The 25,961-nt window shown below is 68.4% G+C and carries 24 protein-coding genes and 5 pseudogenes; 18 read left to right on the top strand and 11 right to left on the bottom strand.

Annotation, left to right across the window (positions count from 1 at the left end):
• Window positions 1–189: 189 nt before the first annotated feature.
• Complete coding sequence (locus G6045_RS14280; protein WP_165332309.1) at window positions 190–609, bottom strand: ATP-binding protein; 420 nt, start codon at window positions 607–609, stop codon at window positions 190–192.
• 250 nt (window positions 610–859) lie between these two features.
• Here G6045_RS14280 and G6045_RS14275 point away from each other — a divergent pair, with 250 nt between their 5' ends.
• The 3 genes from G6045_RS14275 to G6045_RS14265 all read left to right on the top strand — a co-directional run bounded on the left by G6045_RS14275 (window position 860) and on the right by G6045_RS14265 (window position 2,306).
• Window positions 860–1,363 (top strand): hemerythrin domain-containing protein, encoded by a 504-nt coding sequence (locus tag G6045_RS14275; protein ID WP_165332308.1) that lies wholly within the window; start codon window positions 860–862, stop codon window positions 1,361–1,363.
• A 79-nt stretch (window positions 1,364–1,442) separates the two neighbouring features.
• On the top strand, window positions 1,443–1,835 hold the full coding sequence (locus G6045_RS14270; protein ID WP_165332307.1) for a DUF2267 domain-containing protein: 393 nt from the start codon (window positions 1,443–1,445) through the stop codon (window positions 1,833–1,835).
• Between the two features lie 84 nt (window positions 1,836–1,919).
• The gene (locus tag G6045_RS14265) at window positions 1,920–2,306 is read left to right on the top strand and encodes a nuclear transport factor 2 family protein (protein ID WP_165332306.1); all 387 of its coding nucleotides are present in this window, start codon (window positions 1,920–1,922) and stop codon (window positions 2,304–2,306) included.
• A gap of 129 nt (window positions 2,307–2,435) precedes the next feature.
• On the opposite strand, the pseudogene G6045_RS14260 reads toward G6045_RS14265, so the two are convergent.
• A pseudogene (locus tag G6045_RS14260) lies at window positions 2,436–2,761 on the bottom strand (IS630 family transposase); the annotation flags it as partial.
• Window positions 2,762–2,863: 102 nt separating this feature from the next.
• Entirely contained in the window at window positions 2,864–3,316 is a 453-nt protein-coding gene (locus G6045_RS14255; RefSeq protein ID WP_165332305.1) for a hypothetical protein, read from the bottom strand.
• Window positions 3,317–3,522: 206 nt separating this feature from the next.
• Here G6045_RS14255 and G6045_RS14250 point away from each other — a divergent pair, with 206 nt between their 5' ends.
• Window positions 3,523–3,759, top strand: coding sequence for a hypothetical protein (locus G6045_RS14250; RefSeq protein WP_165332304.1), 237 nt, complete (start codon window positions 3,523–3,525; stop codon window positions 3,757–3,759).
• Between the two features lie 120 nt (window positions 3,760–3,879).
• Here G6045_RS14250 and G6045_RS14245 read toward each other — a convergent pair whose 3' ends face one another.
• Complete coding sequence (locus G6045_RS14245) at window positions 3,880–4,299, bottom strand: DUF4190 domain-containing protein (RefSeq protein ID WP_328707773.1); 420 nt, start codon at window positions 4,297–4,299, stop codon at window positions 3,880–3,882.
• Between the two features lie 266 nt (window positions 4,300–4,565).
• On the opposite strand from G6045_RS14245, the gene kstD reads away from it, so the two are divergent.
• Complete coding sequence (gene kstD, locus G6045_RS14240; RefSeq protein WP_165332303.1) at window positions 4,566–6,335, top strand: 3-oxosteroid 1-dehydrogenase; 1,770 nt, start codon at window positions 4,566–4,568, stop codon at window positions 6,333–6,335.
• A 23-nt stretch (window positions 6,336–6,358) separates the two neighbouring features.
• Here the strand turns inward: kstD and G6045_RS14235 are convergent, their stop codons facing one another.
• The 3 genes from G6045_RS14235 to G6045_RS14225 all read right to left on the bottom strand — a co-directional run bounded on the left by G6045_RS14235 (window position 6,359) and on the right by G6045_RS14225 (window position 8,640).
• Window positions 6,359–6,838 carry a flavin reductase family protein gene (locus G6045_RS14235; RefSeq protein WP_165332302.1) on the bottom strand — a complete coding sequence of 160 codons (480 nt, stop codon included), beginning with the start codon at window positions 6,836–6,838 and terminating at the stop codon, window positions 6,359–6,361.
• Between the two features lie 84 nt (window positions 6,839–6,922).
• A complete protein-coding gene (locus tag G6045_RS14230; RefSeq protein WP_165332317.1) occupies window positions 6,923–7,588 on the bottom strand; it encodes an HAD family hydrolase in 666 nt (221 codons plus the stop codon).
• Window positions 7,589–7,590: 2 nt separating this feature from the next.
• A complete protein-coding gene (locus G6045_RS14225; protein ID WP_165332301.1) occupies window positions 7,591–8,640 on the bottom strand; it encodes an iron-containing redox enzyme family protein in 1,050 nt (349 codons plus the stop codon).
• Between the two features lie 193 nt (window positions 8,641–8,833).
• On the opposite strand from G6045_RS14225, the gene G6045_RS14220 reads away from it, so the two are divergent.
• Together G6045_RS14220 and G6045_RS14215 are read left to right on the top strand one after the other, a co-directional pair.
• Window positions 8,834–9,244, top strand: a complete 411-nt coding sequence (locus tag G6045_RS14220; protein WP_235967887.1) for a hypothetical protein — start codon at window positions 8,834–8,836, stop codon at window positions 9,242–9,244.
• 84 nt (window positions 9,245–9,328) lie between these two features.
• Window positions 9,329–10,015, top strand: a complete 687-nt coding sequence (locus G6045_RS14215; RefSeq protein WP_165332300.1) for a DUF6766 family protein — start codon at window positions 9,329–9,331, stop codon at window positions 10,013–10,015.
• 35 nt (window positions 10,016–10,050) lie between these two features.
• Here G6045_RS14215 and G6045_RS14210 read toward each other — a convergent pair whose 3' ends face one another.
• Complete coding sequence (locus G6045_RS14210; protein ID WP_165332299.1) at window positions 10,051–10,254, bottom strand: CDGSH iron-sulfur domain-containing protein; 204 nt, start codon at window positions 10,252–10,254, stop codon at window positions 10,051–10,053.
• Window positions 10,235–10,885, bottom strand: a complete 651-nt coding sequence (locus G6045_RS14205) for a HemK2/MTQ2 family protein methyltransferase (RefSeq protein WP_328707772.1) — start codon at window positions 10,883–10,885, stop codon at window positions 10,235–10,237. The genes G6045_RS14210 and G6045_RS14205 overlap by 20 nt, the downstream gene beginning before the upstream one ends.
• Window positions 10,886–11,254: 369 nt before the next feature.
• On the opposite strand from G6045_RS14205, the pseudogene G6045_RS41440 reads away from it, so the two are divergent.
• The 6 genes and pseudogenes from G6045_RS41440 to G6045_RS42375 form a co-directional block, all read left to right on the top strand.
• Window positions 11,255–12,070 (top strand): annotated as a pseudogene (locus G6045_RS41440) (chitosanase); the annotation flags it as partial.
• An 84-nt stretch (window positions 12,071–12,154) separates the two neighbouring features.
• Window positions 12,155–13,363 (top strand): discoidin domain-containing protein, encoded by a 1,209-nt coding sequence (locus G6045_RS41435; protein WP_328707774.1) that lies wholly within the window; start codon window positions 12,155–12,157, stop codon window positions 13,361–13,363.
• A 72-nt stretch (window positions 13,364–13,435) separates the two neighbouring features.
• On the top strand, window positions 13,436–14,692 hold the full coding sequence (locus G6045_RS14195) for an MFS transporter (RefSeq protein ID WP_165332296.1): 1,257 nt from the start codon (window positions 13,436–13,438) through the stop codon (window positions 14,690–14,692).
• Window positions 14,689–15,669 carry a TolB family protein gene (locus tag G6045_RS14190; RefSeq protein ID WP_165332295.1) on the top strand — a complete coding sequence of 327 codons (981 nt, stop codon included), beginning with the start codon at window positions 14,689–14,691 and terminating at the stop codon, window positions 15,667–15,669. Before G6045_RS14195 ends, G6045_RS14190 begins: the two co-directional genes overlap by 4 nt.
• 368 nt (window positions 15,670–16,037) lie before the next feature.
• Window positions 16,038–19,322: an RHS repeat-associated core domain-containing protein gene (locus G6045_RS14185; protein WP_235967889.1), complete on the top strand. Its 3,285-nt coding sequence runs from the start codon at window positions 16,038–16,040 to the stop codon at window positions 19,320–19,322.
• Window positions 19,323–19,544: 222 nt separating this feature from the next.
• Window positions 19,545–19,697, top strand: a pseudogene (locus G6045_RS42375) (RHS repeat-associated core domain-containing protein); the annotation flags it as partial.
• Between the two features lie 15 nt (window positions 19,698–19,712).
• Here the strand turns inward: G6045_RS42375 and G6045_RS14175 are convergent.
• Window positions 19,713–20,542, bottom strand: a pseudogene (locus G6045_RS14175) (IS5 family transposase).
• A gap of 803 nt (window positions 20,543–21,345) precedes the next feature.
• Between G6045_RS14175 and G6045_RS41430 the strand changes: the two are divergent.
• The 3 genes and pseudogenes from G6045_RS41430 to G6045_RS14160 form a co-directional block, all read left to right on the top strand.
• Window positions 21,346–21,489 (top strand): annotated as a pseudogene (locus G6045_RS41430) (hypothetical protein); the annotation flags it as partial.
• A 309-nt stretch (window positions 21,490–21,798) separates the two neighbouring features.
• The gene (locus G6045_RS14165; RefSeq protein ID WP_165332294.1) at window positions 21,799–22,764 is read left to right on the top strand and encodes an LLM class F420-dependent oxidoreductase; all 966 of its coding nucleotides are present in this window, start codon (window positions 21,799–21,801) and stop codon (window positions 22,762–22,764) included.
• Between the two features lie 61 nt (window positions 22,765–22,825).
• Window positions 22,826–23,245 carry a hypothetical protein gene (locus tag G6045_RS14160; RefSeq protein ID WP_328707771.1) on the top strand — a complete coding sequence of 140 codons (420 nt, stop codon included), beginning with the start codon at window positions 22,826–22,828 and terminating at the stop codon, window positions 23,243–23,245.
• Window positions 23,246–23,263: 18 nt separating this feature from the next.
• Here the strand turns inward: G6045_RS14160 and G6045_RS14155 are convergent, their stop codons facing one another.
• Window positions 23,264–24,292, bottom strand: a complete 1,029-nt coding sequence (locus G6045_RS14155; protein WP_165332293.1) for a S66 family peptidase — start codon at window positions 24,290–24,292, stop codon at window positions 23,264–23,266.
• 262 nt (window positions 24,293–24,554) lie between these two features.
• On the opposite strand from G6045_RS14155, the gene G6045_RS14150 reads away from it, so the two are divergent.
• Both G6045_RS14150 and G6045_RS14145 read left to right on the top strand, forming a co-directional pair.
• Window positions 24,555–25,445: an MBL fold metallo-hydrolase gene (locus tag G6045_RS14150; protein WP_165332292.1), complete on the top strand. Its 891-nt coding sequence runs from the start codon at window positions 24,555–24,557 to the stop codon at window positions 25,443–25,445.
• Window positions 25,446–25,518: 73 nt separating this feature from the next.
• A partial coding sequence (locus tag G6045_RS14145) for a hypothetical protein (RefSeq protein WP_165332291.1) occupies window positions 25,519–25,961 on the top strand: 443 nt, incomplete at its 3' end.

Below are 25,961 nucleotides of genomic sequence, written 5' to 3'. Positions count from 1 at the left end.
CTGGCCGGGGGCGCGTCGTGCCCTGGCTGATACCCGCCAATCGCCGTAATACTCCTGTGACCTGACGGACTGTGACATCAAGCACGGCATGCGCACCATGCGTCACATCTCGACGGCTCGTTCAGGTCCTGCAGGAAGCCTTGCCGGCCGACGATCGTCGCGACACCTGGCCCATGTACAGCGAATGCGCTAGCCGGCGAGGATCGCACGCACCGTCTTGCCGCCTCCGGCGGCCGAGGTGACATCCAGGTGCCGGGCCAGATGCCGCACCATGGCCAGACCGCGGCCGTGCTCGCCGTCGTCCGTCAGCGCGCGGATCCGCGGCTGCGCGGGGCTGCTGTCGTAGACCTCGACGACCACCAGGTCGTCGGCCACCCGCAGCCGCAGCCGGCAGGGACTGCGGCCATGGCGGGTGGCGTTCGTGACCAGTTCGGACACGATGAGGGCGGCGTCATCGGCGCGTTCGGTGCTCACTCCTGCCGTACGGCCCTGAGCACGGGCGAGAAATGCGGAGGTCAGCTTCCGTGCTCGCCCGGGCGAAGACGGATCTCGCGGCAGGGAGTACTCGACTCGTGCGGAACGCCTATGGGTACGCGCACGCGTACGCATGGCGGATCACTTCCCCTCCAGGGACTGGTGATGGACCCGGGGCTGCGGTCTGGTCCGCGCGGCCGGTCCTGTCCACTGGTCCTTCCCTGCCCCCAAGGTCCGCAACCTTGTTCGGCACCGACAGCCGGCATGCGGTCCGCAAGCCGAGCTGACCTGGGCGCCTCGAGCATTCGGGGGACAGGAGGCATTGCGCGGACACCACCGGGGGTAACCGCCTCCGGGAACCGACCCCCTACGGAGGAGGCGCACCATGACGGCCGTGCCCCAGGATGTCGTCGAGCTGATCCTCAAGGACCACCGGACGATGGAAGACCTGCTCCGCCTGATGCGCAGCGTCGAAGCCGACCGGCCCGCGGCCCTGCTCGACTTCGCCGACCTGTTCATCGCCCATGGCGAGGCCACGGAGGTGACGGTGCACCCGACGCTGAGGTTCTGTGTCGACGCACCCGCGGAGGCGGTAAAACACTGCGCAGCGCAGCACCTTGAAGGAAGCAAGATCCTGCTCGCACTCCTCGAGGTCGCCGTGACCGGCTCATGGGAGTGGGACTGGCGCCTGGAGCAGCTCACCAGGGCGGTCTCCCGCCATATCGACGACGAGGAGCGCACCTTCCTCAACGGAGCCTGCGAACACCTCAGTCGCACCGACCGCACGGAACTCGGCGCCGCCTTCGCGGCGGTGCGAGGTCAGGTGTTCACCTCCGGCGGCACCCTCAACGCGGTGCACGGCTTCGTCCGCGACCGGGTTCCGGCTTGACCACCACGCTGCCCGCTGCCCGCTGCCCGCCACCGCGCCTGACGCGCGCTCACGGACCGTATGACGTCAAGGAGTCACCGTGGACAGTTCATTGCAGACCTTGCTGGCCGACATCACCGACCGCGGTGGCTACGACCGACATGAAGAGGCCGCCCGGGCCCTGCACCAAGTCCTGGAGGTCCTCGGCTCGCACCTGGTCGGCGACGACCGAACCGACCTGGCCAGACTGCTGCCGGAACAATGCGGTCCGGTCCTCACCGGCAGCGAGCCGGCCAGCGAACCCCTGACCCCCACGGCCTTCATCGACGCCGTGGCGCAACGGGGCAATGACGAGGCGGCCGATGCCAGGCGCGCGGTGAACGCAGTGCTCGCCGCTCTGGCAGCGCTGGCCGACGACGCCCTGCTGCGCCGCATCCTCATCCAGCTCCCGCCCGGCCACGCCGGCCTGTTCGGCCGCATCGACCCTGTCTAGTGCTGTGACCGGGATCGTTCACCGTGGTCGGGAGACGGCTCACGGGACGAGCGCGGCCCGCGAGGCGACTGGTATTACTGGTGCATGCAGGAACAGCAGGAAGAGACCGCGCGGTCCGCGATCGACACGTTCATCTCCGCGTTCAACGCCTCGGACGACAGCTATGTGACCGCGCTGCTCTCCCAGGCCCTGACCTCGGACGTGGTCTTCTGGGGACCGTTGGGCCGCAGTGAGGGGATCGAGGCGGTCGAGCGGTTCATGCTGGACATCCGAAGCCACCCCGCGGGGACCGGCACGATGGTGCGCTGTTCGGCGGTGGACATGCCCGGCGAGTGGGCCCGGTACCAGTGGGTCTTCACGACGCCGGACGGAGGCCCCCGCCTGGCGGGAACGGACGTCGTCCATCTGCGGCGGAGCCTCATCGACCAGGTCATCGTCTTCGCGGGGGAGATCGAGCCGTCCGCCTCCTGAGTCGTCCTTCTGCCGCTGTCCTTCTCATGCACTTGTCCCTTTCGGCACTCCGGGGCTGCGGTTCGCGGTCGGTCAGGCTGCGGCGTTGAGGCGGCGTCCGCCCCAGTGGATGTCCTTCTCGCTGCGGATGCGGGCGCGTTCCTTGCGTAAGGCTTCACGGCCGACGCGGATGACACGTTCGTGCACTTCCCGCAGGTAGCCGGCGAGTTTGCGCATCGACCAGCGGGCGAAGGGCTTGCCGAGCCTGGCGGGGCGGGTGGTGGCCGTCCGGATGACGAAGTCCTCGCGTCGTCAGGGGTGAGTGGGCAGTCGATCTCGTTGAAGTGGTGGATTACGTCGCGCACGGTGTCCTCATCGGCCTGGACCAGCTGGGCGGTTACCGGCACCCGGTTTCCGCCCGCCGAGGCGTGCAGCATCATCGCCTGCCGGTAACGCACCGAACTCGTGCTGCTCCGGTGCGACCACCGCCCCGGCGAGCCGCTCGGTCGGCGTCGACTACGGTCGCCACGAAGGCCCTCTGCACGAGGGGGCCTTCGGGCCGTGCGGAAAGGGCTCGGTCAGGTCGGCTGGATGTCGATGAACTCCGTGACGGCGCCTTCGCTGCCCGCGAAGACGGCCTTGGGCATGATGGTCCGGTCCTCGATGTTGTTGCGACCGAGGAGCCAGCCGGTGCCGGCCAGGGCCAGCGTGTAGACACGGCTGTTGGGTTCGAGCTCTGTGACGGCCCAGACCGAGTTGGGGGTCTTGGGGTTGTCGGAGGAGGCAACCGCTTGGTGCAGGCCGCCGAAGGTGTTGCCCTCGCCGTCGTCGTAACCTTCCGGCAGGGCAAGGTAGTTGCCCGTGCCGACGTCCTGGATCTGGTAGCCACCTGCGATCTCGGTGAGCTTCCAGGACGCCACGCGCGCTTCCTCCTGCTCGACCTGCATCATGAACGCGAACACCTTGCCATCGCTGACGCCCAGCGGGGCTCCTGCGTTGTAGATCCTGACCGGTTCCTTCGGAACAGCCATGACGCCCTCCCTGTATGCCCGCCCCGAAAGGGCGATGATGCCCAATCTGGCCCGGTACAGGCGACATGTCACGACCAGTACCAGCTCATGTTCCCTACGCCGTTCCGCGGCGGCGGTGCCTCCGTTTTCTCCCCGTGAGCAATCCGGCAGCCGGGCCGCTGCGAAGCCCTTTTGACCGAAGAGTCATCGGTAACAGGGAGTCAGTCATGCAGCGGAAGACCACTCACACGACGACAGCGGTGCGCAGGCGGATCCGGAGGGTTGCTGTCACCGTCGCCGCCACGGGCATGCTGGTGGGCGGCGGGTTCCTGGCGGCGGGTTCGGCCAGTGCCGCGACGTTCTGCGGCGAGACGCCGGCCGGCGGATACGCGTGCATCATCGGGCAGGAGGACGGGTCGTTCAAGTACGTCAACAGCGACGGGGAGATCATTTACAACTGGTGAGCGCGCACCCCGGCGCCTGCCGAGCCGGGGCGCGCCCTCGGTGACCGCGGCCCACCGTCGTATCGGACGGTGGGCCGTTGCTGTTGCCTTTGCCGACGCCGAAGTGGCATCTGACTGCGGTCAGTTGTTGAGATCCCGCTCGAAGTCCCGCTCGCATGCGTCGCGTTCACTCTGCGAGTCGGCGTTGCGGACGCAGTCCTCGAAGCTCTTGAACTCGTCCGAGTTCCAGATCGACGCACCGATCGCGATGATGACGCCGGACGCGATCACGCCCAGGACGCCGAGTACCGCACCGGCGATCGCGATGCCCTTGTGTGGAGCCCGGCCCGCACGTGCCCTGCGGGCTCCGATGATGCCGAAGATGACGGCCAGCACACCGAGGACGACTCCGCCGATCACGGTCCAGAAGAGCAGGAGGGCCGCGACACCCAGCACCAGTGCAGCGATCGCCAGTCCGTTGCTCTGTCGCACGCCCGGAGTCATGGACGTGGTGGTGTGCGCGGAACCGTACGGCGTATGCGAGGGATCGGAGAAAGACACCGGATTCTCCCTGATTCAGGATCATGTCGGGACACTTGTTGTGCGTTGCCGAGTTCCCCGGACACCGCGGTGAATGCGCGTGGGGTGGAGGTCGCCCTCAGAGGCGGGTGGCCATGTCTCCGCGTGCGCGACTGTGTCTTGACTTCACAAGACCCTCGCGCAAACCTCACCGGGCACTGGTTCAAGTCCCCTGTCCCCACGGGCAGTTGACCAGCACGCGCACCGCTCACCTCCCGAACTGCCTCACCCCGCAGGAGCGATACGCCATGCCCGAAAACGCCTCGTCCGAGCCCGTCAGACCCTCCCGCCGCAGCCTCCTGGGTGCCTCGGCGGCCGCCTCCGTGGCCGTCGCCACCGGACTGCCCGGCGCAGCGCACGCCGCGGACCCTCCCGTGGCGGGGGAGTTCGACGTCGTCGTGGTCGGTGCGGGCGCGGCCGGGATGACGGCCGCGATGACCGCTGCCGCACGCGGCCTGAGCTGTGTCGTCGTGGAGAAGGCGGCTACCTACGGAGGGTCCGCGGCCCGCTCCGGCGCCGGGATCTGGATCCCCAACAACTCGGTGATCCGCGCGGCCGGCGTACCCGACACCCCGCAGAAGGCCGCCACCTATCTCGCGGCGGTCGTCGGCGACGAGGTGCCGCTCGCCCGGCAGCAGGCGTTCCTCGACCACGGGCCCGCGATGCTCGACTTCGTGATCGCCCACAGCCCGCTCAAGTTCCGCTACATGGCCGGCTACAGCGACTACTACCCGGAGCTGCCGGGCGGCCTTCCCGGCGGCCGGTCCATCGAGCCCGATCTGCTGGACGGCCGCATCCTCGGAGCCGAACTCGACCGCCTCAACGACGCGTACATGCCGGTCCCCGCCGGCATGGTCGTCTTCAGCGCCGACTACAAATGGCTCACCCTGTCCCTGGTGAACTCCAAGGGCTTCGCCGTGGCCAACGAGTGTCTGGCCCGCGCGACCAACGCCGCGCTGCACGGCGTGAAGCCGCTGACCATGGGCCAGGCGCTCGCGGGCGGACTGCGAGCCGGGCTGATGCGGGCGAACGTACCGGTGTGGCACAACTGCCCGCTCACCGACCTGCACATCGAAAACGGCGCCGTACGCGGGGTGGTGGTGACCAAGAATGGCGCCCCGGCCCTCCTCAAGGCCCGGCGCGGTGTGATCGTCGGCTCCGGCGGCTTCGAGCACAACGCCGCGATGCGGGCCCAGTACCAGCAGCAGCCCATCGGCACCGCATGGACGGTCGGCGCCAAGGAGAACACCGGGGACGGCATCCGCGCGGGCGCACGGGCAGGTGGCGCGCTCGGTCTGATGGACGACGCGTGGTGGGGCCCGGCGATCCCGCTGCCGAACGAGCCGTACTTCTGCCTGGCCGAACGCACCCTGCCCGGCGGCCTGTTGATCAACCAGGCGGGCGCCCGGTTCGTCAACGAGGCGGCACCGTACGGCGATGTCGTCCATGTGATGTACGAGAAGAACGCCGCCGCACCCGACATCCCGGCCTGGCTGATCGTCGACCAGAACTACCGCAACCGGTACCTGTTCAAGGACATCGCGCCGACCTTCGTCTTCCCGGACTCCTGGTACCAGTCCGGCGCGGTCCACAAGGCATGGACCCTCGACCAGCTCGCGACGCGCATCGGTGTCCCCGGCGCCGCACTCAAGGCCACCGTCAACCGCTTCAACTCCCAGGCCAGAAACGGCGAGGACCCGGACTTCCACCGCGGCGACAGCGTCTACGACCACTACTACACGGACCCCGGAGTCACCCCGAACTCCTGCCTGGCCCCGCTCTGGCTGGGCCCGTTCTACGCCTTCAAGATCGTGCCCGGCGACCTCGGCACCAAGGGCGGCCTGGTCACCGACGCCCGCGCCCGGGTGCTGCGCGCGGACGGCTCGGTGATCCCCGGCCTGTACGCGGCGGGCAACGCGAGCTCCGCCGTCATGGGTCACAGCTACGCCGGTGCCGGCTCGACGATCGGACCGGCCATGACCTTCGGCTACATCGCCGCCAACCACCTTGCCGGCTGACCGCGGCTGTACCGGCCGGGGCGTCAGTCGACGGGATGGCCCGGCGAAATATCGGAGGCGTCGCTCAGCCGGAACACGCCACCTTCCGGTGACGCCGCTGTGCTGTGCTCGACCGGATCGAGCAGCAGGCCGACATGGTCACCCGTATCGCTGCGTGCTGCGATACGGCCGATGAACCAGGCCGGTGCGGCGTCGAGGACCGGCACTCCGGCGTGCCCCGGCGTCCAGGCGAGGTCCGCGAACTTGTCGGTGTCGTCGCCCGTGCGGCCGCCGAAGAGTTCCGCGAGGCTGTGCTGCTCGGGCGTCAGAAGGTGCACGCCGACGTGGTCGGCTGCCTGGGCGGTTCGGAAGGTCTTGTTGACCTTGGACAACCAGACGGTGAACCGCACGGGCCGGATCGAACACTGCGAGGCGAAGCCGACGAGGCAGCCGGCCCGCTCGCCGTTCGCTGCGGCGGTGACGACGTACAGGGGGTAGTCGAGGCGGTCGATGAACGCGTCCATGACGATGACTGTGTCCCTTCCGCGGCGAGCGAATCACGGCGCGGGGCTCAGGAGCGCGCGGGCCGAGCGCCAGCGGACCGTTCTTCAGGAGCCGAGAGCGAGCGGACCGTTCTTGAGGTGCGCCAGTAGGTCGGCCGGGTCGTCGAACACTTCTTGCGCCCCGGCCGCTTCCAGATCTGCCCGCGGGATGCCGCCCGACAGCACGGCGACCGCTCGTACACCGGCGCGGACCGCGGCCTTCATGTCCCACACGCTGTCCCCGATGAACACGGCCTGCGCGGCGGCGACTTCCGCCAGCTGCAGGGCGTGCTCGACCGGCTCGGGCGCGGGCTTGCCCTCGGACACGTCATCGGCGCTGGCTGTCGCGAAGATGACTTCGTCCGCGTCGATGGCGCGGCGCAGTGCCTTCAGTTCGCTGCCCCCGGCCGACGTGACCAGGACGATCCGCCAGCCGTCCGCGGCCAGTTCGCGCAACAGGTCACCCGCCCGCGGGAAGGCGGCGAGACGGTCGAAGTACTGGCCGTAGAGCGCACTGTGCGCCGCGCTCAGCCCGTCGTCCTGTTCGCTGTCGCGCTCCTTGCCGAGCAGCTCCTCGAGCAGATCGCTCGACGGGCGGCCCAGGGCGCGGTGGACGGCGTGCATCGGCACGACGTGGTCCGTCTGCCGCAACGCCTCCCACCAGGCCACGATGTGCAGATGATTGGTGTCGGTCAGAGTGCCGTCCACATCGAACAGCGCCGCGCGTTCCATGCTCACCCGCTTTCCTCTGCTTCCTCTGCGCGTCTTGCGGCTTGCAAGGGTGTACGGAGCGCACTGCGCTGTTGGCGCCAGGCGCTCAGGAGCCGTACTCCGAGGCGGTCCTCGAGGTATCCGGTGGCGTGGATGCCGAAGGCCACGTCCGGCTCCAGAGCGGGCTCGGCGTCGAGAAGGCCGCCGATGACATCACGCCGTACCACCTGCTCATGGACGGCGTCGGCTTCCACGTGCTCGTCGTAGAAGCGCTGTGCGGCCGGCCCTGCTCCCGTGCGGCGCAGGGCGTTGGCCAGCCGTCGCGAACCGGGCGACGAGGTCACCTCGACGGCGGCGAAGTGACCGACCAGCGCACCGCGGTGGGCGCGGTGCAGGCCGAGCAGGGACATGAGGTTGACCGTCGCGAGCGCCTCGGCCGGAGCAGCGTCCAGGTAGTGGCCGTAGTCGGTCTCCAGGCCGAGGTCGGCCATGAGCTCGGCGAACAGCCGGGCATGGATCCGCTCGGCCCGCCCCGCGCCGAACTCGTCGTACTCGATGGCCACCATCGCCGCCTTGGCACGCCCCCGCAGCCGGGGGATGACCCAGGCGTGCGGATCGGCCTCCTTGAGGTGATAGAGCGAGCGCAGGGCCGCGTACTCCCTCAGCTGCCACAGCTCTCCGTCACGCTCCAGGTGGTGGCTGACGCTGTCGGCGGGAGGCTTGACGGGCTCGGTCAGGAGCGCGGACAGCGCCTCTTCCACACCAGCCGGTCCCGCAACGTCGGCCCGCAGACCGTGCAGGAATCGCTGCTCGAGTGCGCGGCGCAGGCCCAGCAGATCGGGATCCCATTCCCGTTCGTCCTGCACGCCCGCGAAGCCCGCGTAGTGGAGTTCGTAGAGCACGTACAGGGCGAGCTGCAGGTCCTCGCCGAAGGGATCGGCACGGGGTACCTGGTCCGTGGGGAGCCGGACGCCGTCGTCGCCCGGCAGCGCCGCCAGGAGCGCGGCGGACAACTCTCCGCGGGGCTGCGGCAGCTGCGGAGCGCGCTGCCGCGATGCACGTCGGGGTTCCATGACGGCCTCTCCACGCCGGACCACCAGGGCGTCCTCTCCATGAGGGCAAGTCTCCTTCCACGGTCCGCCGGATCGTCCGGCGGCGCCACTTGGCCGATCACCTCATCCCCGGCCAAGGCGTGTCACCCGCGTCGCCGCCCGGGTGTCGGCTCAGGATGGGCACAGAGCGTTGCTGTCGGTCACGGGAGGTAACTTGAGCGGGTCCGGACGAGGCCTCCTGCTGTGGGCATTCCTCCTCGCGGTTTCGACGGTCGCCTGCGGCACAGCGGACGAGCGACGGGATGCCGCCGACGCCGCCACCACCCGATTCGAGGCGGCCGTGCGCGACGGCGACGCTGTCGCGATGTGCCGCGCACTGGCACCCGGGACCCGCACCGAGGTGGAACTGTCCGGCGAGGCGACCTGCGCGGAGTCGGTGCTGGGGGAGGAGCTTCCCTATGCCGGGGCAGTGCGCACCGTGGATGTCTTCGGCCGCCAGGCGCGTGTGGTGCTGCAGCACGACACGGTGTTCCTGTCGCAGTTTCCCGAGGGCTGGAAGGTCGTGGCCGCGGGGTGCCGCCCGCAGCACGCGCAGCCGTATCGATGCACCGTGAAGGGCAGTTGAGGCGATGCGGACGATGTTCGTGCTGTGCCTGACCGTGGTACTGGCGGGTCTGGCCTACTTCACCACGGTGGGACTGATGCACAGATGACAGCGAAAAGGCGTCGATTCGTACGGGACAACGGGCTGACCCTCGCTTTCGGTATGGCCTTCCTGCTCGCCCTGACCGGACAGGCTTTCGCGGGCCATGCCGAGTTCAACAATGAGTTGGCCGCGGACGGGCTGGCCCCGATCGGCCTGGCCGCGTACCTCGCCTCCTCGGAGTTCGCCGTCGACGTCACGGAGAACTGGCAGTCGGAGTACCTGCAGTTCTTTCTCTTCATCCTGGGCACGGTGTGGCTGCTCCAGCGTGGCTCGCCCGAGTCGAAGGAGATCGACGAAGCAGGCCCGGAGTCCGACAAGGAGCAGCGCGTGGGGCAGTACGCCCGCGCGGATTCGCCGCACTGGGCCCGGACCCGCGACTGGCGCCAGACCGTGTACTCCCGCTCCCTCGGCCTGCTCATGGGCGGCCTGTTCCTGCTGTCGTGGTTCGCTCAAGCCGTCGCAGGCTCCGCCGCCTACAACGAGCAGCGGCTGCGCCAACTGCAGCGCCCCATGGGGTGGGGCGAGTACGTGCTGGGGGCCGATTTCTGGAGCCGCAGCCTGCAGAACTGGCAGTCAGAGCTGCTCGCCGTCGCCTCGATGGCCATCTTCTCCGTCTATCTCCGTCAACGGGGCTCACCGGAGTCCAAGCCGGTCGGAACGCCGCACGGCGCCACGGGCGTCGAGAGCTGAGCGGGTGCACGGCCGGTGTCCCGCGTGCGAGGTTCTCAGTCGCGGGTGCGGCGTCGGTGGCTGGTGTCGCAGAACGGGTAGCGGCGGCTGCGCCGGCAGGTGCACAGAGCAACGCAGAAGCGATCCGAGACGACCGTCGTGCCGTCGTCGAGGGTGACTTCGACCGGGCCTTCGACCAGGGTCGGTCCGCCGTCCTGGACCACGATGCGACGGCGGTGCTCAGCGGGTTCGTTCGGCACGGACGACCACCAACTCCTCCTTGTCCTGGCCCGTTTGGATCAGGCCGCGGGCTTCCAGCCAGGTCTGCCGCGAGCGCAGGACCGGACCGAACACGACGGCGCGCCGCTCGACGACCGATGTGCTCAGGCCGGCGGCGCGCAAGGCCCCGACGGTTTGCTCCTCTCCGCTCAGTGCGGAATGCACAAGGAGGAGCACGCCGCCCGGGCGCAGCAGTGCCGGTGCTGTCGCGCAGAGGCGATCGAGGATGAGGCGTCCGTCCCGGCCGGCATCCCACGCACGGGCCGCGCCTCGGCCGGGAGTGGTCGAGGGCGCCGGCACGTAGGGCGGATTTGCCATGATCAGGTCGAAGGTCCGGTCGGCCACGGGTTTGAGGAGGCTGCCCTTGAGGACCTCTACTGGGAGTTGCGCCAGGCGTGCATTGAGGCGCGCTGTGAGAACGGCTTTCCATGAGGCGTCCACGGCGGTCACTTCGGCGCCGCGTTGCGCTGCGGCCAGTGCCAGGGCTCCGGTGCCGGTGCCGACGTCGAGCACGCGCGCGTGCGGGGGCAGTACCTCGCTGCGCAGCGCCTCGGCCAGCAGGGCGGTGTCGTCTTGCGGGGCGTAGACGCCCGGCAGGGCTATGAGAGTCACGATGAACCTCGTACCCCAATTTACCTGGATAAATAAATACATTCCCGGTAGCCGGGGTTTTCTGGAAGTCCTTCGGTTCCCTGCTGTCACATGTCTTGCGGAGGAGCGCGGGCAGCCAATAGAAAGGAAAGGTTCCTATCAGTCAACGCCGGTAGGGACGGCCGGGGTTCCGCACCTCAAGCCACGGTTCCGCACCGCCATGTAGCCCCGAACTCCCCCTGCCGGGCCCGCGCGTCGCAGCGCGCCAACCGTTGCGTACGAGCAGGCTTCCGGCCAGACGAGAAACCGGAGAAGCGCATGCCACTCCCCACTCCGAGACGGCGATGGGCGCCGTCCGGATCGCGGCACCGCACCACCGACCACCGCACCATCGACCACCACACCGCCGACCACCGCCGCCGCCGTAAGAGCGGCTTCAGGATCGCCCTCGCCATGGTGCTCGCCGCCGTCCCCGCGGTGATCTTCCTGAGCACCAGTCAGGCGGCGGCACCCACCGGGCTCGACGACCCGGTGAAGAAGGAGATCGCCATGCAACTGGTCTCCAGCGCCGAGAACTCCTCCCTCGACTGGAAGGAGCAGTACGACTACATCGAGGACATCGGCGACGGCCGCGGCTACACCGCCGGCATCGTCGGCTTCTGCTCGGGCACGCACGACATGCTCGAACTCGTCGAGTACTACACCCAGCAGGTGCCGAACAATCCCCTCGCGAAGTACCTGCCGGCGCTGCGCGAGGTCGACGGTTCCGACTCGCACGAGGGCCTCGACCCTGGCTTCACCAGCGCGTGGCAACAAGCCGCGCAGACCACTGCGTTCAAGGAGGCGCAGCACCACGAGCGCGACCGTGTCTACTTCAATCCGTCCGTCTCCCGGGCCAAGAGCGACAAGGTCCAAGAGCTCGGCCAGTTCATCTACTACGACGCCATCGTCATGCACGGCCAGTCGGGCTTCGACTCGATCCGCGCCGACGCACGCGCGAACGCCGACACACCGGCCGAGGGCGGCAACGAGACCGAGTATCTGCACGCGTTCCTCGACGCCCGCGTCGAGGAGATGAAGAAGGAGGCCGCGCACGAGGACACCAGCCGGGTCGACACCGCTCAGCGGATCTTCCTGAACAAGGGCAACCTCCGCCTGAACACCCCACTGTCCTGGCATGTCTACGGCGATCCCTTCGAGATCACCAAGGATCCCACGCCGACCGAACCGGGCCCCTCGCCGAGCGAACCGGGCGGCGGAGAGCCGCAGTTGATATCCCGGGGCAAGCCCGTGGCCGCGTCCTCCAGCGAGGACGCGACGCTCACCCCGGGGAAGGCGGTCGACGGCAACACGACCACACGCTGGGCCAGCCAGGAGGGCAACGACCGCGAGTGGATCCGTATCGACCTCGGTGAAGCCGCCTCCGTCTCCCGGGTGAAACTGCTCTGGGAGGCGGCGTACGCCAAGGCCTACCGCGTCGAGATCTCCACCGACCGCACCACCTGGACCCGCCTCGCCACCGAGAGCGCCGGCAACGGCGGCACCGACGAGTGGACCAACCTCAACGGCAAGGGCCGCTACCTGCGGGTGTACGCCACGGTCCGCGGCACTGCCTACGGCTACTCGCTGTTCGAGGTCGAGGCGTACGGCACCACCGGCTCGGGCCCCGGCCCCACCGACCCGCCCACCGGAGCGTTCACGGTGGTGGGCGCCGGTGACATCGCCGACCAGTGCACGCAGAGCGATGCCAACTGCCAGCACTTCAAGACCGCCGACCGGGCCGCGGCCATCAACCCGGCGTTCTACATCACCATGGGCGACAACCAGTACGACGACGCCCACATCGAGGACTTCCAGAACTACTACGACAAGTCCTGGGGCCGCTTCAAGGCCACCACCTACCCGGTGCCCGGCAACCACGAGTCGTACGACGACTACGAGAACCGGGACGAGAAGGCCTACCGCGAGTACTTCGGCTCCCGCGCCACCCCGCAGGGCAAGATGTGGTACTCGTACAACCGCGGCAACTGGCACTTCATCGCGCTGAACTCCAACCGGTTCGACGAGGACGAGCAGATGGACTGGCTCGCCGCGGACCTGGCCGCGAACAGGAAGAAGTGTGTGGCCGCCTACTGGCACGAGCCGCTGTTCAGCTCCGGTGACCACGGCAACGTGCCGGTCAGCCGGCCCGTCTGGGAACTGCTCGAGGGAGCGGGCGCCGAACTGGTGCTCAACGGCCACGACCACCACTACGAGCGGTTCGCCCCGCAGACCCGGGACGCGCAAGCCGACCCGAACGGCATCGTCGAGATCATCGGCGGCGCGGGCGGCAAGGACCTGTACGGGCAGGGCGACACCGTCCAGCCCAACAGCGCCAAGCGGATCTGGGACAAGTTCGGCGTGGTGAAGCTCGACTTCACCGACACCGGCTTCCGGTCCCAGTTCGTCGAGACCAACGGCACCGTGCTCGACACCAGCCCCACCTACTCCTGCCACTGACCGGCCACCACCGGCGCCCCGGGCCCGCCCTTCCTGCGAGGACGAGTCCGGGGCGCCCCTCGGGGAGTCCCCATGTATCTCGCCGCCGGCAGGGGCGGCCCGTCGAACGCCCCCGCCCGTACCGCCCCCGCTCCCGGCCGCACCCGGGTGGCCTCCACCGTCGTCGCGCTCGGCGCGGTCAGCCTGGTCACCGACATCTCCTCCGAAATGGTCACCGCCGTCCTTCCCCTCTATCTCGTGCTCGGCCTCGGCCTGAACCCCCTCCAGTTCGGCTTCCTGGACGGGCTCTACAACGGCGTCACCGCCTTCGTACGCCTGGCCGGCGGGCACATCGCCGACCGCCGGCAGCGCCACAAACTGGTCGCCGGATCCGGCTACGCCCTGTCCGCGCTCTGCAAACTGGGCCTGCTGTTCGCGGGCGGCTCCACCGCGGCCCTGTCCGCGACACTCGCCGCCGACCGGGTCGGCAAGGGCGTACGCACCGCGCCGCGCGACGCACTGATCTCGCTCAGCTGCGACGAACGGCAGCTCGGCCGAGCCTTCGGTGTGCACCGGGCGATGGACACGACCGGTGCGCTGCTCGGCCCGCTCGCGGCCTTCGCACTGCTCTGGCTGACGGCGGACGCCTACGACGCGGTGTTCATGGTCAGCTTCTGCTTCGGCCTGTTCGGCGTGCTGCTGCTGTACGCCTTCGTGCCGGGCCGCTCACCTCGTACGACGTGTAACTCGCCCGCGCCGTCGCTGCGTTCGGTGCTCCGGCTGCCGGCCGCCCCGGCCTTCCGTCGCGTCCTGGCCACGGCGACCCTCCTCGGCCTGGTCTCGGTCGGCGACGGCTTCCTCTATCTCGTCCTGCAGAAACGCCTCGACCTGGACACGGCGTACTTCCCGCTGCTCCCGCTGGGCAGCGCGGCCGTCTACCTCTTGCTCGCCGTGCCGATCGGCCGCATCGCCGACCGGATCGGACGCCGCATCCCTTATCTGCTCGGCCACTTGGGCCTGCTCGGCGCCTACGTGGCGTTGTACTCCCCGGCCACGGGGTGGCCCCTGACCGCTGCCGTGCTGCTCCTGCTCGGCACGTTCTACGCCGCAACCGACGGTGTCCTCATGGCACTTGGCGGCCCGGCCATTCCCCCGCAGCAGCGCGCGGCCGGTCTTGCCCTGCTGCAGTCGGGGCAGGCGGTCGGCCGTCTGCTCGCCTCCGTGCTGTTCGGCGCCACGTGGACGGTCTGGGGCATGGACACCGCCCTGGCGCTCGCCGCCGTCGCGCTGACAGCCGCCCTGTTCACCGCCCGTTTCCTGCTGCCCGCGCGCCCGACGGAGCCCCGATGACCCACACCCTCTCCCTGCGTACGCGCATCGGCGCCGTCGCCCTCGCCGGCGCGCTGCTCGCCGCCCTCGCCGTCGTCTACACGGTCCGAGCCACCGACCGGAACGAACCCACCGCCAGAGCCTCGAACGTCACGATCGACAACACCCGCGGCCTCTATATACGTACGGCGGGGGGAACGGTCTCCGCTCTCGACGGCCGGCGGTTGAAGGAAACCGGACTCACCTGCCGCCGCTTCTACGCGAGCGGCAGCAGCGCCGTCTGCCTGACCACCAGACCGGGCATCCCGCCCAGGTCGGAAGCGGTCGTCCTCGACCGCAAGTTGCATCCCAAGCGCACCGTCACCTTCGGCGGAACCCCCAACCGCGCCCGGGTCTCGCCCTCCGGCCGGATGGTCTCCTGGACGGTGTTCGTCAGCGGTGACTCGTACGCGGGCAACGCCTTCTCCACCCGCAGCGGCATCCTCGACACGAGGACCGGCTATCTGATCAAGAACGTGGAGACCCTCCAGCTCACCCTCGGCAAGAAGCGCTACAGCGCATCCGACCTGAACTACTGGGGCATCACCTTCGCCCGGGACGACAACCGCTTCTACGCCACCTTGTCCACGCGCGGCAAGACGTACCTGGTGGAGGGAGACCTGAACGCCTGGACGGCCCGCACGCTGCGCGAGAACGTCGAATGCCCCTCGCTTTCCCCCGACGGCACGCGCCTCGCCTACAAGAAGCGCGTCCGCGAAGGCACTTCGAGCCCATGGCAGCTGCACGTCCTCGACCTGAAAACCCTGCGCGACACCCCACTGGCCGAGACCCGCAGCGTCGATGACCAGGCCGCCTGGCTCGACAACCGCACCGTGGCCTACGCCCTCCCGGGACGTACCCGCGGCTCGTCGGACGTCTGGTCGGTCCCGGCGGACGGCTCGGGGGAGCCCGTGCGGATGGCCCGTGACGCGTCCTCGCCGAGCATGAACCCTGGGTGACGCGCCGACCCGGCGGCGGCCGGGCTTCTGTCGCGGGGTGATGGGTCGGTTTCGGTCGAGCGCGTGACCTCCCCGCCTCCGAATTTGCTGCTGTTGGGCCGACAACTGGCTCTGAACAGACCGTTTGTGGAGTGCAGTCGTGGCGGGAAAGTCCGAAAGCCGCCGCAACCGATCCGAAAATACGTGCGAATTTCTTGGGGTGGTGGTTGCCTGCGGGTTCCCGGTGGCCATGGGGAGCACCGGGACCTGTCTGCCTGAGGAGAAGCATGTCTTCACGTGCTCCGGGCGCGTCGCTCAGACGCGCCAGAAATCAAGCAAGACGAAGCGTCCTGGCGGCCACGGTCGCCATCGTGTTGACGGCCGGAGCGATGCCCGCACTGGCCGCGCCGGCACCCGACCCCGGCCCGGGTTCGGCGTGGGGCAAGGATGCTCCGAGGTTCGCCTCGCCCGAGGTGAAGGTCGGTAAGACGAAGCCGGTGGCCTCTCGTGCCGAGGCGGCGTTGTCCGGCGAGCGTGCGGACTGGCGTGCTGCGCAGAAGCGCCGCGCCACCGGCGCCGACGGATCCGCCGGCCGCGCCGCCGTACCCCTGGCCTACGTGCCCGAAGGCCAGGGCGATGTCCCGTTCCACCAGATCAAGGACTTCCGGATCACCGACTCGCTGGTGGCGCGGATCAACTACTCGACCGGCAACCTGATGCTGGCCGGCACCGACTTCGACATCGCCGGGGTCGGGCAGCAGTTGCAGCTCACGCGGACGTACAACTCCCTTGATGCGCCGTGGGGGAAGGTGTCGCAGCGCTGGTGGCAGGGCTACGAGCGCTATGCGCAGATCACCGACACTGAGGTCGTCATCTATGACGCGACGGGTGAGTCGTTGACGTTCACAAAGAACGCGGACGGCACCTACAAGACACCGAAGGGCTACTCGAAGGACCTGAAGAAGAACGCCGACGGCACCTTCACGCTGACCACCCGCAAGGGCGGGTCGAAGGACACGTACAACGAGCACGGCACGCTGATGAAGGTGACAGACCGCAACAAGGGTGAGATCACCATCACTCAGCATGACGACGGCACCGAGCACAAGGGCTTCAAGGTCACCGAGACCCGCTCCGGGCGCTGGGTGGACCTGGTCAAGACGGATGCGTCGCAGTGGCAGGCCAAGGACCACACCGGCCGCACCGCCGTCTTCGACCTCAATGCGACCGGGGACTTGGCCAAGACCACGGACACCGAGGGCAAGGCCACCAGTTTCGAGTACGACTCCTCGCGCCGCCTGACGAAGATCACGACGCCGGAGGGGCGGGTGACGGTCTTCACCTACGACGGCCAGAACCGGGTCACTTCGATGCTGCGAGCTACCGAGTTCAACGGCTCCGGCCACACTGGGCCGACGTACACCTACGCGTACGACAACACCGATCCGTCGGCGGCGGGCATGACGACGGTGACCGACCCGGAGCAGCACGCGACGAAGTACGAGCACGACGCGGAGGGCAAGGTCAGTAAGACCACCGATCCGCTCGAGCATGTGCGGTCCAAGACGTATGACGCGAACAACAACGTCGCAACCGCGACCGACGCCATGGGTGTTGGCGGCACCGGCGGAAACGTAACAACGTACGGCTGGGACGGCCGCAACAACGCCCGCTCCGCGAAGCTGCCCACGGGCGCGACCGCAGCGGCAACTCCGTACCAGACGATTTCCGGTGCTGATCTGCCCACGTCCATGACATCGATGGACGGCGAGGAGAAGAAGTTCACGTACGACGCGTCCGGCAACACCGAGACCGTGGCAGTGAGCGGCACGGGCGGCGGTACGCAGTCGTTCACGTACAACAAGGCGACCCCGACCTGTGGTGGTTTCGAGGGCCAGCGGTGCACGGTCAAGGACGCCCGCGGCAAGGTCACGTCGTTCCACTACGACACCAAGGGCAACCTCGACAAGGTCACCCCACCCGCACCCCTCGGTGTCACCACGTATACCTACGACGAACTCGGCCGACCGAAGACCGTCACCGACGGGCGCGGCACCACAGTCGAGACCACCTATGACAATCGTGACCGGGTCAAGCAGGTCAAGACCGGCACCACGACCGTCACGTATCACTACGACGGTGACGGCAACCTGCGCCAGCGCGACGATGCGACGGGCACCATCAAGTACGAGTTCGACCCACTGTCCCGCGAGACGACCCGCACCCTGCAAAACGGCGCGCAGACCCAGCTCACCTACACACCCGCCGGCAACGTCGACACCTATCGCGACCCCGCCGGCCTCGTCGACTACACCTACGACGCCGCGAATAACCTGCGCGAACTCAAAGACCCGCAAGGGCGGCTGACGAAGTACGAGTACAACAACAACGACACCCGCAAGAACACCACCTACCCCGGCAACATCATCCAAGAGATCACGCTCGACAAGTCCGACCGGCCCACCACCATCAAGGCGACCTCCGCCAAGGGCACTCTGGTCAACTTGACCTACACCTACGCCTATGTGCCCGTGGGTGGGACCGCGTCCAAAGACGGCACCAAGATCCGTACCCGCACCGACGCCGTCGCCGGGCTGAAGACCACCTACGAATACGACAGCGCCGGTCGCTTCTCCTACGCGGCGGAGAAGAAGGGCGACGCACTCAACGAGTCCTGGCAGTACTGCTACGACGCAGCCGGGAACCTGACCTCGCAGGGCGTGGAGAAGGGCTGCCCTCGCGGCACCACCTACACCATCAACGACGCCAGCCAGATCACCGCGAAGAACGGCTCCAGCGCCAACTGGTCCTACGACAAGGCCGGCAACGAAACCGCCGGCGCCTCCACCCCGGAAGGCACCCGCACCGCTGAGCAGTGGAACGGCTTCTCCCAGCTCACCTCACTCGCCGTCGGCGGCACGACCTATGCCGGCCAGTACGGCTCGACCGACCAGTCCGAGCGCATCAAGCTAGGCGCAACTACCTTCCACAACGGGCCCCTTGGCCTGTCCGCGCAGACCACGGGTGGCGTGGACATGGGATTCAACCGCGAACCCCGGGGGACTCTGAACTCCATGACCACGGGTGGAAAGGCGTACTTCTACCTCACCGACGCCCTCGGCTCCGTCGTTGCGCTCGCTGACGAAGCGGGGGCGAAGGTGAACACGTACGCCTACAGTCCGCGCGGCGTCACCCGGTCCACAACCAAGGAAGCCGTACCGCAGCCCTACCGGTTCGCCGGCGGCCACCAAGACCCCACCGGCGTCTACCACTTCGGCGCGCGCTACTACGACCCCAACATCGGCCGCTTCACCCAACCCGACCCCTCCGGCCAGGAAAAGAACCCCTACCTCTACGCCGAAGGCGACCCCGTCAATCGAATCGACCCCACGGGGCTTGCCTTCTTCGACGCGGTGGGGAAGGCGTTCGACATCGTGGACGTCGCCGGTATTGCAAGCGATATCAGTAAGGGCGACTACAAGGGCGCACTGGCGGGGGCCATCGGACTGGCTGCTGGCGCATTGACGAGCGCCGGGTGCGGTGCGCTAACCGCTGCTGTTTCCGCCCCTACTGCAGGGCTGGGAGGATTCGCCGTTGGCGGCGCTTGCTTCCTCGCTTCCTACCGTGCGGGGCAGCTCGCCGAAGGTGCTGCTTCGGATGCGCTCACTTCATGAGAGGAATCCCGTGAACATGCAGATACTGGCGCGTGGTGCATCAGGTCCTGACTTTCCTGTCTGGCTCTGGGGCATATTGATAGTTGTCATCGTCGCCGCCGCTTTGCTGTCCGCCAAGAGAAGGCGCAAGTAGTCGTCCTGACCGGCCGACGGGCCCGCCGCAGTCGTAGGGCGGGCCCGTGGTCCGGGCCTGGATGAGCGGCGGTTGTATGGAGAGAAGAGTTCGGCCGCTTCAACAGCCCCGACCCTTCCGGCCAGGAAAAGAACCCCTACCTCTACGCCGAAGGCGACCCCGTCAACCGCATAGACCCAACGGGCTCTTCTCACTCAGCCTCGGGGATGCGTTGTCGGGGGCGGGGCAACTTGTCGGCCTAGGTCGTGTCCGCATAGTCAGGGGAGCCAGAGTTGTAGGCAGGCGATGGTGACCATGGCTTGGTAGTGGCGGGCGCGTTTGTCGTAGCGGGTGGCCAGGGCTTTGTTGTGCTTGAGCTTGTTGAAGCAGCGCTCGACGGTGTTGCGGCGCCGGTAGGCCGCCCGGTCGAGCCGGCAGAGGCTCTCGCCGCGTCGGATACGGCCGTTGATCTGGTCGATCCGCTCCGGAATCGCGGCTTTGATGCCTCGCCTGCGCAAGTAGGTGCGGATCTTGGCGGACGAGTACCCCTTGTCCGCGGCGACCAGGTCGGGGCGGCTACGGGGTCGACCGGGCCCGCATCGTTGGATGCGGATGCGGGCCATCACCGCCTCGAACTGGGTGCAGTCGTTGACGTTTCCAGCGGTCAGGGTGAAGGCCAGGGATCTGCCTGCGCCGTCGCAGGCAAGGTGGATCTTGGTGGTCAGTCCGCCGCGGGAGCGGCCGATTGCCTCGCCCGGCCAGAGCCCCCTTTTCGCGCCCCGGCGGCATGCTGGTGGGCCCACACGGTCGTGGAGTCGACCGACACGACTGTCCAGTCAATGGCGCCGACTGCATCCGAGTGCTGCTGGACGTGGGCCAGCAGCCGGTCCCAGGTGCCATCGGCCGACCAGCGGCGAAAGCGTTCATAGACCGTCTTCCACGGCCCATAGCGTTCGGGAAGATCCCGCCAGGCGGCCCCGGTGGACAACTTCCACAGGATGCCGTTCAGCACCTGCCGCCGATCGCGAACAGGACGGCCCATCCGCGACGGAGCCAGCAACGGCTCAACCACCACCCACGCCTGATCAGTCAACTCATGACGACGCACCACGAACAAACCAACGCGCCAACCACTTTGCGGACACGACCTAGCAGGCGCATTGACTGCACCTGTGCTGCCCGTGAGCCTCGGATTGACGGCGCTAGGTACTGGACTGGAAGTCGCTGGAGGTATTGCGAAGGGCAAGAGCGCCTGCTCCATTGCTGGAGGGGCAATGGTTAATCTGGTCGGCGGAAAGGTGGTTCTTGCAACGGATATTCTTCGGGCGAGCAAGACCATGTTGGGAGGAGTGAATACCTCGTATTGGGGGCCTCGGAGCGGCCAGCAGCTGGCTTATGTGGCCGTGGAGGTGACTTGAATGCATGTAGCGGCAGTTCCCACTGACAATCCCGCGATGAGCATCGCGATTCTGGTGATCGGATTTTCCCTTCTCTTCATCTTGATCGTCAGAGGTAGACCAGGAAGGTTCTGAAAATCATGCTCGCACCGCACCTTGCAGTAGGAGTCGGGGGAACTCAAAGCGGCGTTGAAATTGCCATAATTGTAGTGGTTGTATCTCTCATTGCGGCCACGCTTTTCTGGTTCAGTAAGCGTGGTGAGTAGGGGTCAAAAGGTGCAACTCTGTCAGAGTCGTGAATACGCCGAGCGGAGACCGCTCGGCGTATTCACGTACCTCGCCGACGCGTACGGCCTCCGCGGATTTACTCGCTCCATCATCAAGGAAGCGGTGGCGCAGCCCTACCGGTTCGCGGGTGGCCATCAAGAGCCCACTGGCCATCTACTACTTGGGCGCCCGCTAGTGCGACCCGAAAGTCGGCCGCGTCAACAGCCCCGACCCCTCCGGCCAGGAGAAGAACCCCTACCGCTACGCCGAAGGCGACCCCGTCAACCGCATCGACCCGGATGGAATAGTCCCCCTGACAAGTTGGGCGGACGACGCGATGAAGAAGGTGGGCAAGGCCGGCAATGTGGTGTCGCGTAGCCGCGAGCGGTAACACGTAGCCATGTGGGAGACGCGCCAAGCGATTCACGGAAGAGTCTCCGCCTGGCCTTCTTCGGACTGGCACCGGCCGAGGACAGGAGACGTGCGATGGTCGACGAAAGGGCAGGTCCTGGATTCGGTTCAATGCGACCTCGGCCCTGTTCTTTGCCGCGCTGGCTGTGGTCGCCCTGATCCTTTGGGTTGTCATGGGCTGAGAGCGGCCGGTCACGCAAGCGTCCGTGAGGTGTCGGCGTCGGGCGGCGCACCACCCCATCGGCCGGTCAGACGTTTCAGCTGAATCTCTTCGGCAAACCGATCTCTCATGGTGCAAATCGGCTACACAATGATGACCGAGCAGGCTGGCCCCAGGGCCCTCGTCGATGATCTGGTCGCCGCGGAACGGGCGGGCTTCGACTTCTCCGTGACCTCGGACCACTACTTCCCGTGGCTGGAGTCCCAGGGACACTCCCCGTACGCGTGGAGCGTGCTCGGTGCGGCGGCGCAGGCCACCTCGCGGATCCCGCTCATGACGTACGTGACCTGCCCGACCACCCGGTACCACCCCGCCGTCGTCGCCCAGAAGGCCGCGACGATGCAGCTCCTGTCCGAAGGCCGTTTCCGGCTCGGCCTCGGGTCGGGCGAGAACCTCAACGAACATGTGGTCGGCGGTGGTTGGCCCTCCGCCCGGGTGCGGCTCGACATGTTCGAGGAGGCGGTCGGCATCATCCGTGCGCTCTTCACGGGCGACAACGTGAACCACGAGGGCACCCACTTCGACGTGGCCAACGCCCGGCTGTGGGACCTGCCCGACGAGCTTCCGCCCATCGGCATCGCGGTCTCCGGCGAGCGGTCCTGCGCGCTGGCCGGAGAGCTCGGGGACCTCGTCATCGCGACTGAGCCGAAGGCCGAGCTCCTGGAGTCGTTCGACCGGCACGGCGGCAGCGGCAAGCCCCGCGTCGGCCAGCTGCCCGTCTGCTTCGACCCCGACAAGGACGCCGCGATCGCCCGCGCCCACGACCAGTTCCGCTGGTCCGTCGGCGGCTGGCCGGTCAATGCCGAACTGCCGGGCCCCACCGCGTTCGCGGGTGCCACGCAGTACGTCACGCCGCAGGACATGGCGGAGAAGATCCCGTGCGGGAACGACGTGGACGAGTTCGTCGAAGCGGTGCGCCCCTTCGCCGAAGCCGGCTTCACGGAGATCGCCCTGGTGCAGGTGGGCGGCGATCACCAGCGGCCCTTCATCGACTGGGCCGAGAAGGAGCTGCTGCCCGCACTGCGCGCCCTGTGACGGGTCGAACCCCTGCGCCTCACCAGCCCCATGCGCCGCCACCCCCACGAGAGGAACCCCCGTGAACGTCTCACCCGACCCGACAGCACCTGACCCGGACGACGCGTCCGTGGATCACGTACAGGTCGTGCTCAGCGAATGCTCCGTGGCCGACGCGGACACCGTGTTCAACGTCCTGCGGGCCCACTTCCCCTCCGACCGCGGTGCCGGCACGCCCCAGCAGACCGGGGACTCGGCGCCCAAGGTGTGGACCGGCGGCTTCGTCGCGGCCCACAGCCCGGCCCGCGGCCCGGGTGTCCTGCTCGCAGGACCGGTCACCGCGACGCTGCAAGGCGGACCGGTCGCCGTGGCGCGGCTGCGGGAAGCCCTGGACGCCGCGTTCGTGGTCGCCGACCTCGGCGCCGCTTCCGGCGACCAGGAGATCGAGTCGCAGCTGCGCCTGACCCGCCCCGAACACGGCGCACCGCCCGGCAACAGGTGACCACCCCCGGCTGATGCGTCAGCCCAAGGTCTGTGTCAGTTCGCCGCGGCCCGGTGCGTGCACGATGCGGCCGTACGCTCCGTTGACGATCGGCATGTAGGGCGGCACGTGGCCGCACTCGACGTCGGCGATGATCGGTACGCCGAGGGAGCCGAGTGCGTCGAGGACGGCCTCGTGCTGGCTCAGTGTGCGGTTGTCCGGTGCGTCGGTCCGTGCGACGAGAACCGCGTTCGCCCGGTCGAAGAACCCGGCGAGCCGCATGCCGTGCAGGTTGCGGCAGATGGAGAACGCGTCGTTGTCGGCGGCCTCCACGTAGACGAGGAGCCCCTCCGGTGCTTCGTCGCGCGCGAAGGCGGAGATGTCGAGGTACGTCGTTCCCGCGAGATTGCACAGCGTTTCGATGCAGCCGCCGATCAGTCTTCCCTCGGCCTCCACCTCGCCGCTCCCGTCCAGGCGAGTCCAGGTGCCTGCCGCGTCGAGCGTGTACTCGCGTACGTCGGGAAAGACGGCGTAGTCGTCGAAGCCGGGGGAGCGGTGGCGACCGGGAGGGTGCTGGGTGAACCGGTGGCCCGGGGGCGCGGCGACGATGTCGAGCCAGGAGCACAGCCCTTCGGGTACGCGGTAGGGCGTGTCCATGAGGTTGTTGCCATGGACGGTCGCCGTGCCCGTGAGCAGCGTCATCGGCGTGATCAGGGTCGACATGTCGGAGAACCCGACGAGCCAGGTGGGCTCTGCCGCCCGCAGCCTGTCCCAGTCGAGCAGGGGGAGCAGGTCGATCGCGGTCTCTCCGCCCCATGGCGGCACGACGGCCTTGATGGCGGAGTCGGTCAGCATCGACATCAGCTCGGCGGCGCGGTCGGCGGCCGGAGCGCTGATGTGGCCGGAGCCGTCCATGCATCGGCCGATGACGACCTCGTATCCACGTTCCTGGACGTCACGAACGGCGACATCGAGGCGCGCACGCAGTTCCTTCCCGACCCCGCTCGACGGCGAGGTGACACCCACACGGTCGCCGGGGCGCAAGGGGGACGGGTAGCGGATAGCCATGCGCTGGATCGTCGCACGGCGGGGCGAGCCGGAGCCAGAGGGAGCCTGGACCGGCCTCGTACGACGTGGCATGCGGTGCTGTGCACGGGGTACTGCGCCAGTCCGTCGATACGGACTGCTTGTCGATACGGACCGCTTGACGAGGGAGGAGCGAGATGACGAACGATCAGACTCCGTCGCAGGCCGAGGGCGGCAGGAAGCACCCCGGGGTGACTGACGGCGCCTCCGACGCGGATCGGGGACACCGCGCAGGGCAGCGGCGATGATGCCGACACCGCCCCAGCACCTGGACCTTCAGTTCATCGGGAACGCGACGACCCTCATCCGCTACGGAGATGTGACGCTGCTGACCGATCCGAACTTCCTGCACCGTGGTGACCGCGCCTACCTCGGGCACGGCCTCACCAGCCGGCGCCTGCACGAGCCTGCGCTGGGCGTCGACCAACTCCCCACCGACATTGACGCGGTGATCCTCTCCCATCTGCACGGCGACCACTGGGACCGCGTCACGCGACGCGGCCTCGACCGGTCGCTGCCGGTGCTCACCACGCCGCATGCGGCACGCCGACTGCGCCGGTGGCACCGCTTCGGCGCGGCCGTGGCGATGGGGACCTGGCAGAGCCACACCGTGTCCGGCCGCACGTGCCAGGTGAAGGTCACGGCGCTGCCGGGACGGCACGCCGGCGGCGGGGTGCTGCGGACGCTGCTGCCGCCGGTCATGGGCAGCCTCCTGGAGTTCGGTCCGGTCGACGGCCCGGCGCAGCTGCGGCTGTACCTCTCCGGCGACACGATGCCGGTGCCGTCGGTCGTCGGCGCTGTTGCCCGGCACTGCCGCGGCATGGACCTCGCCGTCCTGCATCTGGGCGGCACCCGGCTGCCCGGGGGGTCCCTGGTCACCATGGACGGTGCCCAAGGCGCCGCGTTCGCCGCCCAGTTGGATCCCCGCTGGGTCATGCCGGTGCACTACGAGGAGTACACCGTGATGAAGTCCCCGCTCGTCGACTTCCTCGACGCGGCACGGGAACGGAAGCTGCGGGATCGGCTCGTCGTGTGCGAGCGGGGCGGCCGGGTCGTGCTGCGTCCCGGTCAGTCTCCGGTGATCGAACCGCCGGGTCCCGCACCCCGCCCCACGCGGCCCGCGTCCGAAGCATGACCGCTCCGTACGCGGGTACCGCGATCACTCCGCCCACCTACGGCGACCGAACACGAACGAACGCGAGGCGGTCATGAGCGACGACCAGGAAAGCATGGCGGACGACGTCTACCAGCCCACCGGAAGCAACGAGGAGCAGGAGGACGCCGCGCCCCTGGACCTCCAAGACGCGCTGGACGAACGGGACTACGACGAGATCCTCGATGAGGGGTACTCGCCCCCGGAGAAGCCGCTGGGCGTCACCAAGACCGGCGTCACGGCGGCCGAGCAGAACGAGGGCGGGAGCCTGGACGAGCGGCTGCGGCAGGAGGTCCCCGATACGACGCAGCCCGCACCCGAGGACGTGGGAGGGAACGGCGCCCGCGTCGACGGTGAGCAGGTCGGCGATCTGCCCGGCGGGGAGGGCGAGCCGGTGGATCCGGAGGCGGGCACGGAGCGCGCCGGGCGCCTGGTCGCTCCGGACGAGGGCGTGCGAGGCGTCACCACCAAGGAGCAGGTGGGCGTCGACGGGGGGAT

The organism is Streptomyces mesophilus, from assembly GCF_011044995.1.
GTDB classification, from domain to species: Bacteria; Actinomycetota; Actinomycetes; order Streptomycetales; family Streptomycetaceae; genus Streptomyces; species Streptomyces mesophilus.
Note: the sequence above shows the minus strand (reverse complement) of the source record. Positions and strands in the feature narration are given on the sequence as shown.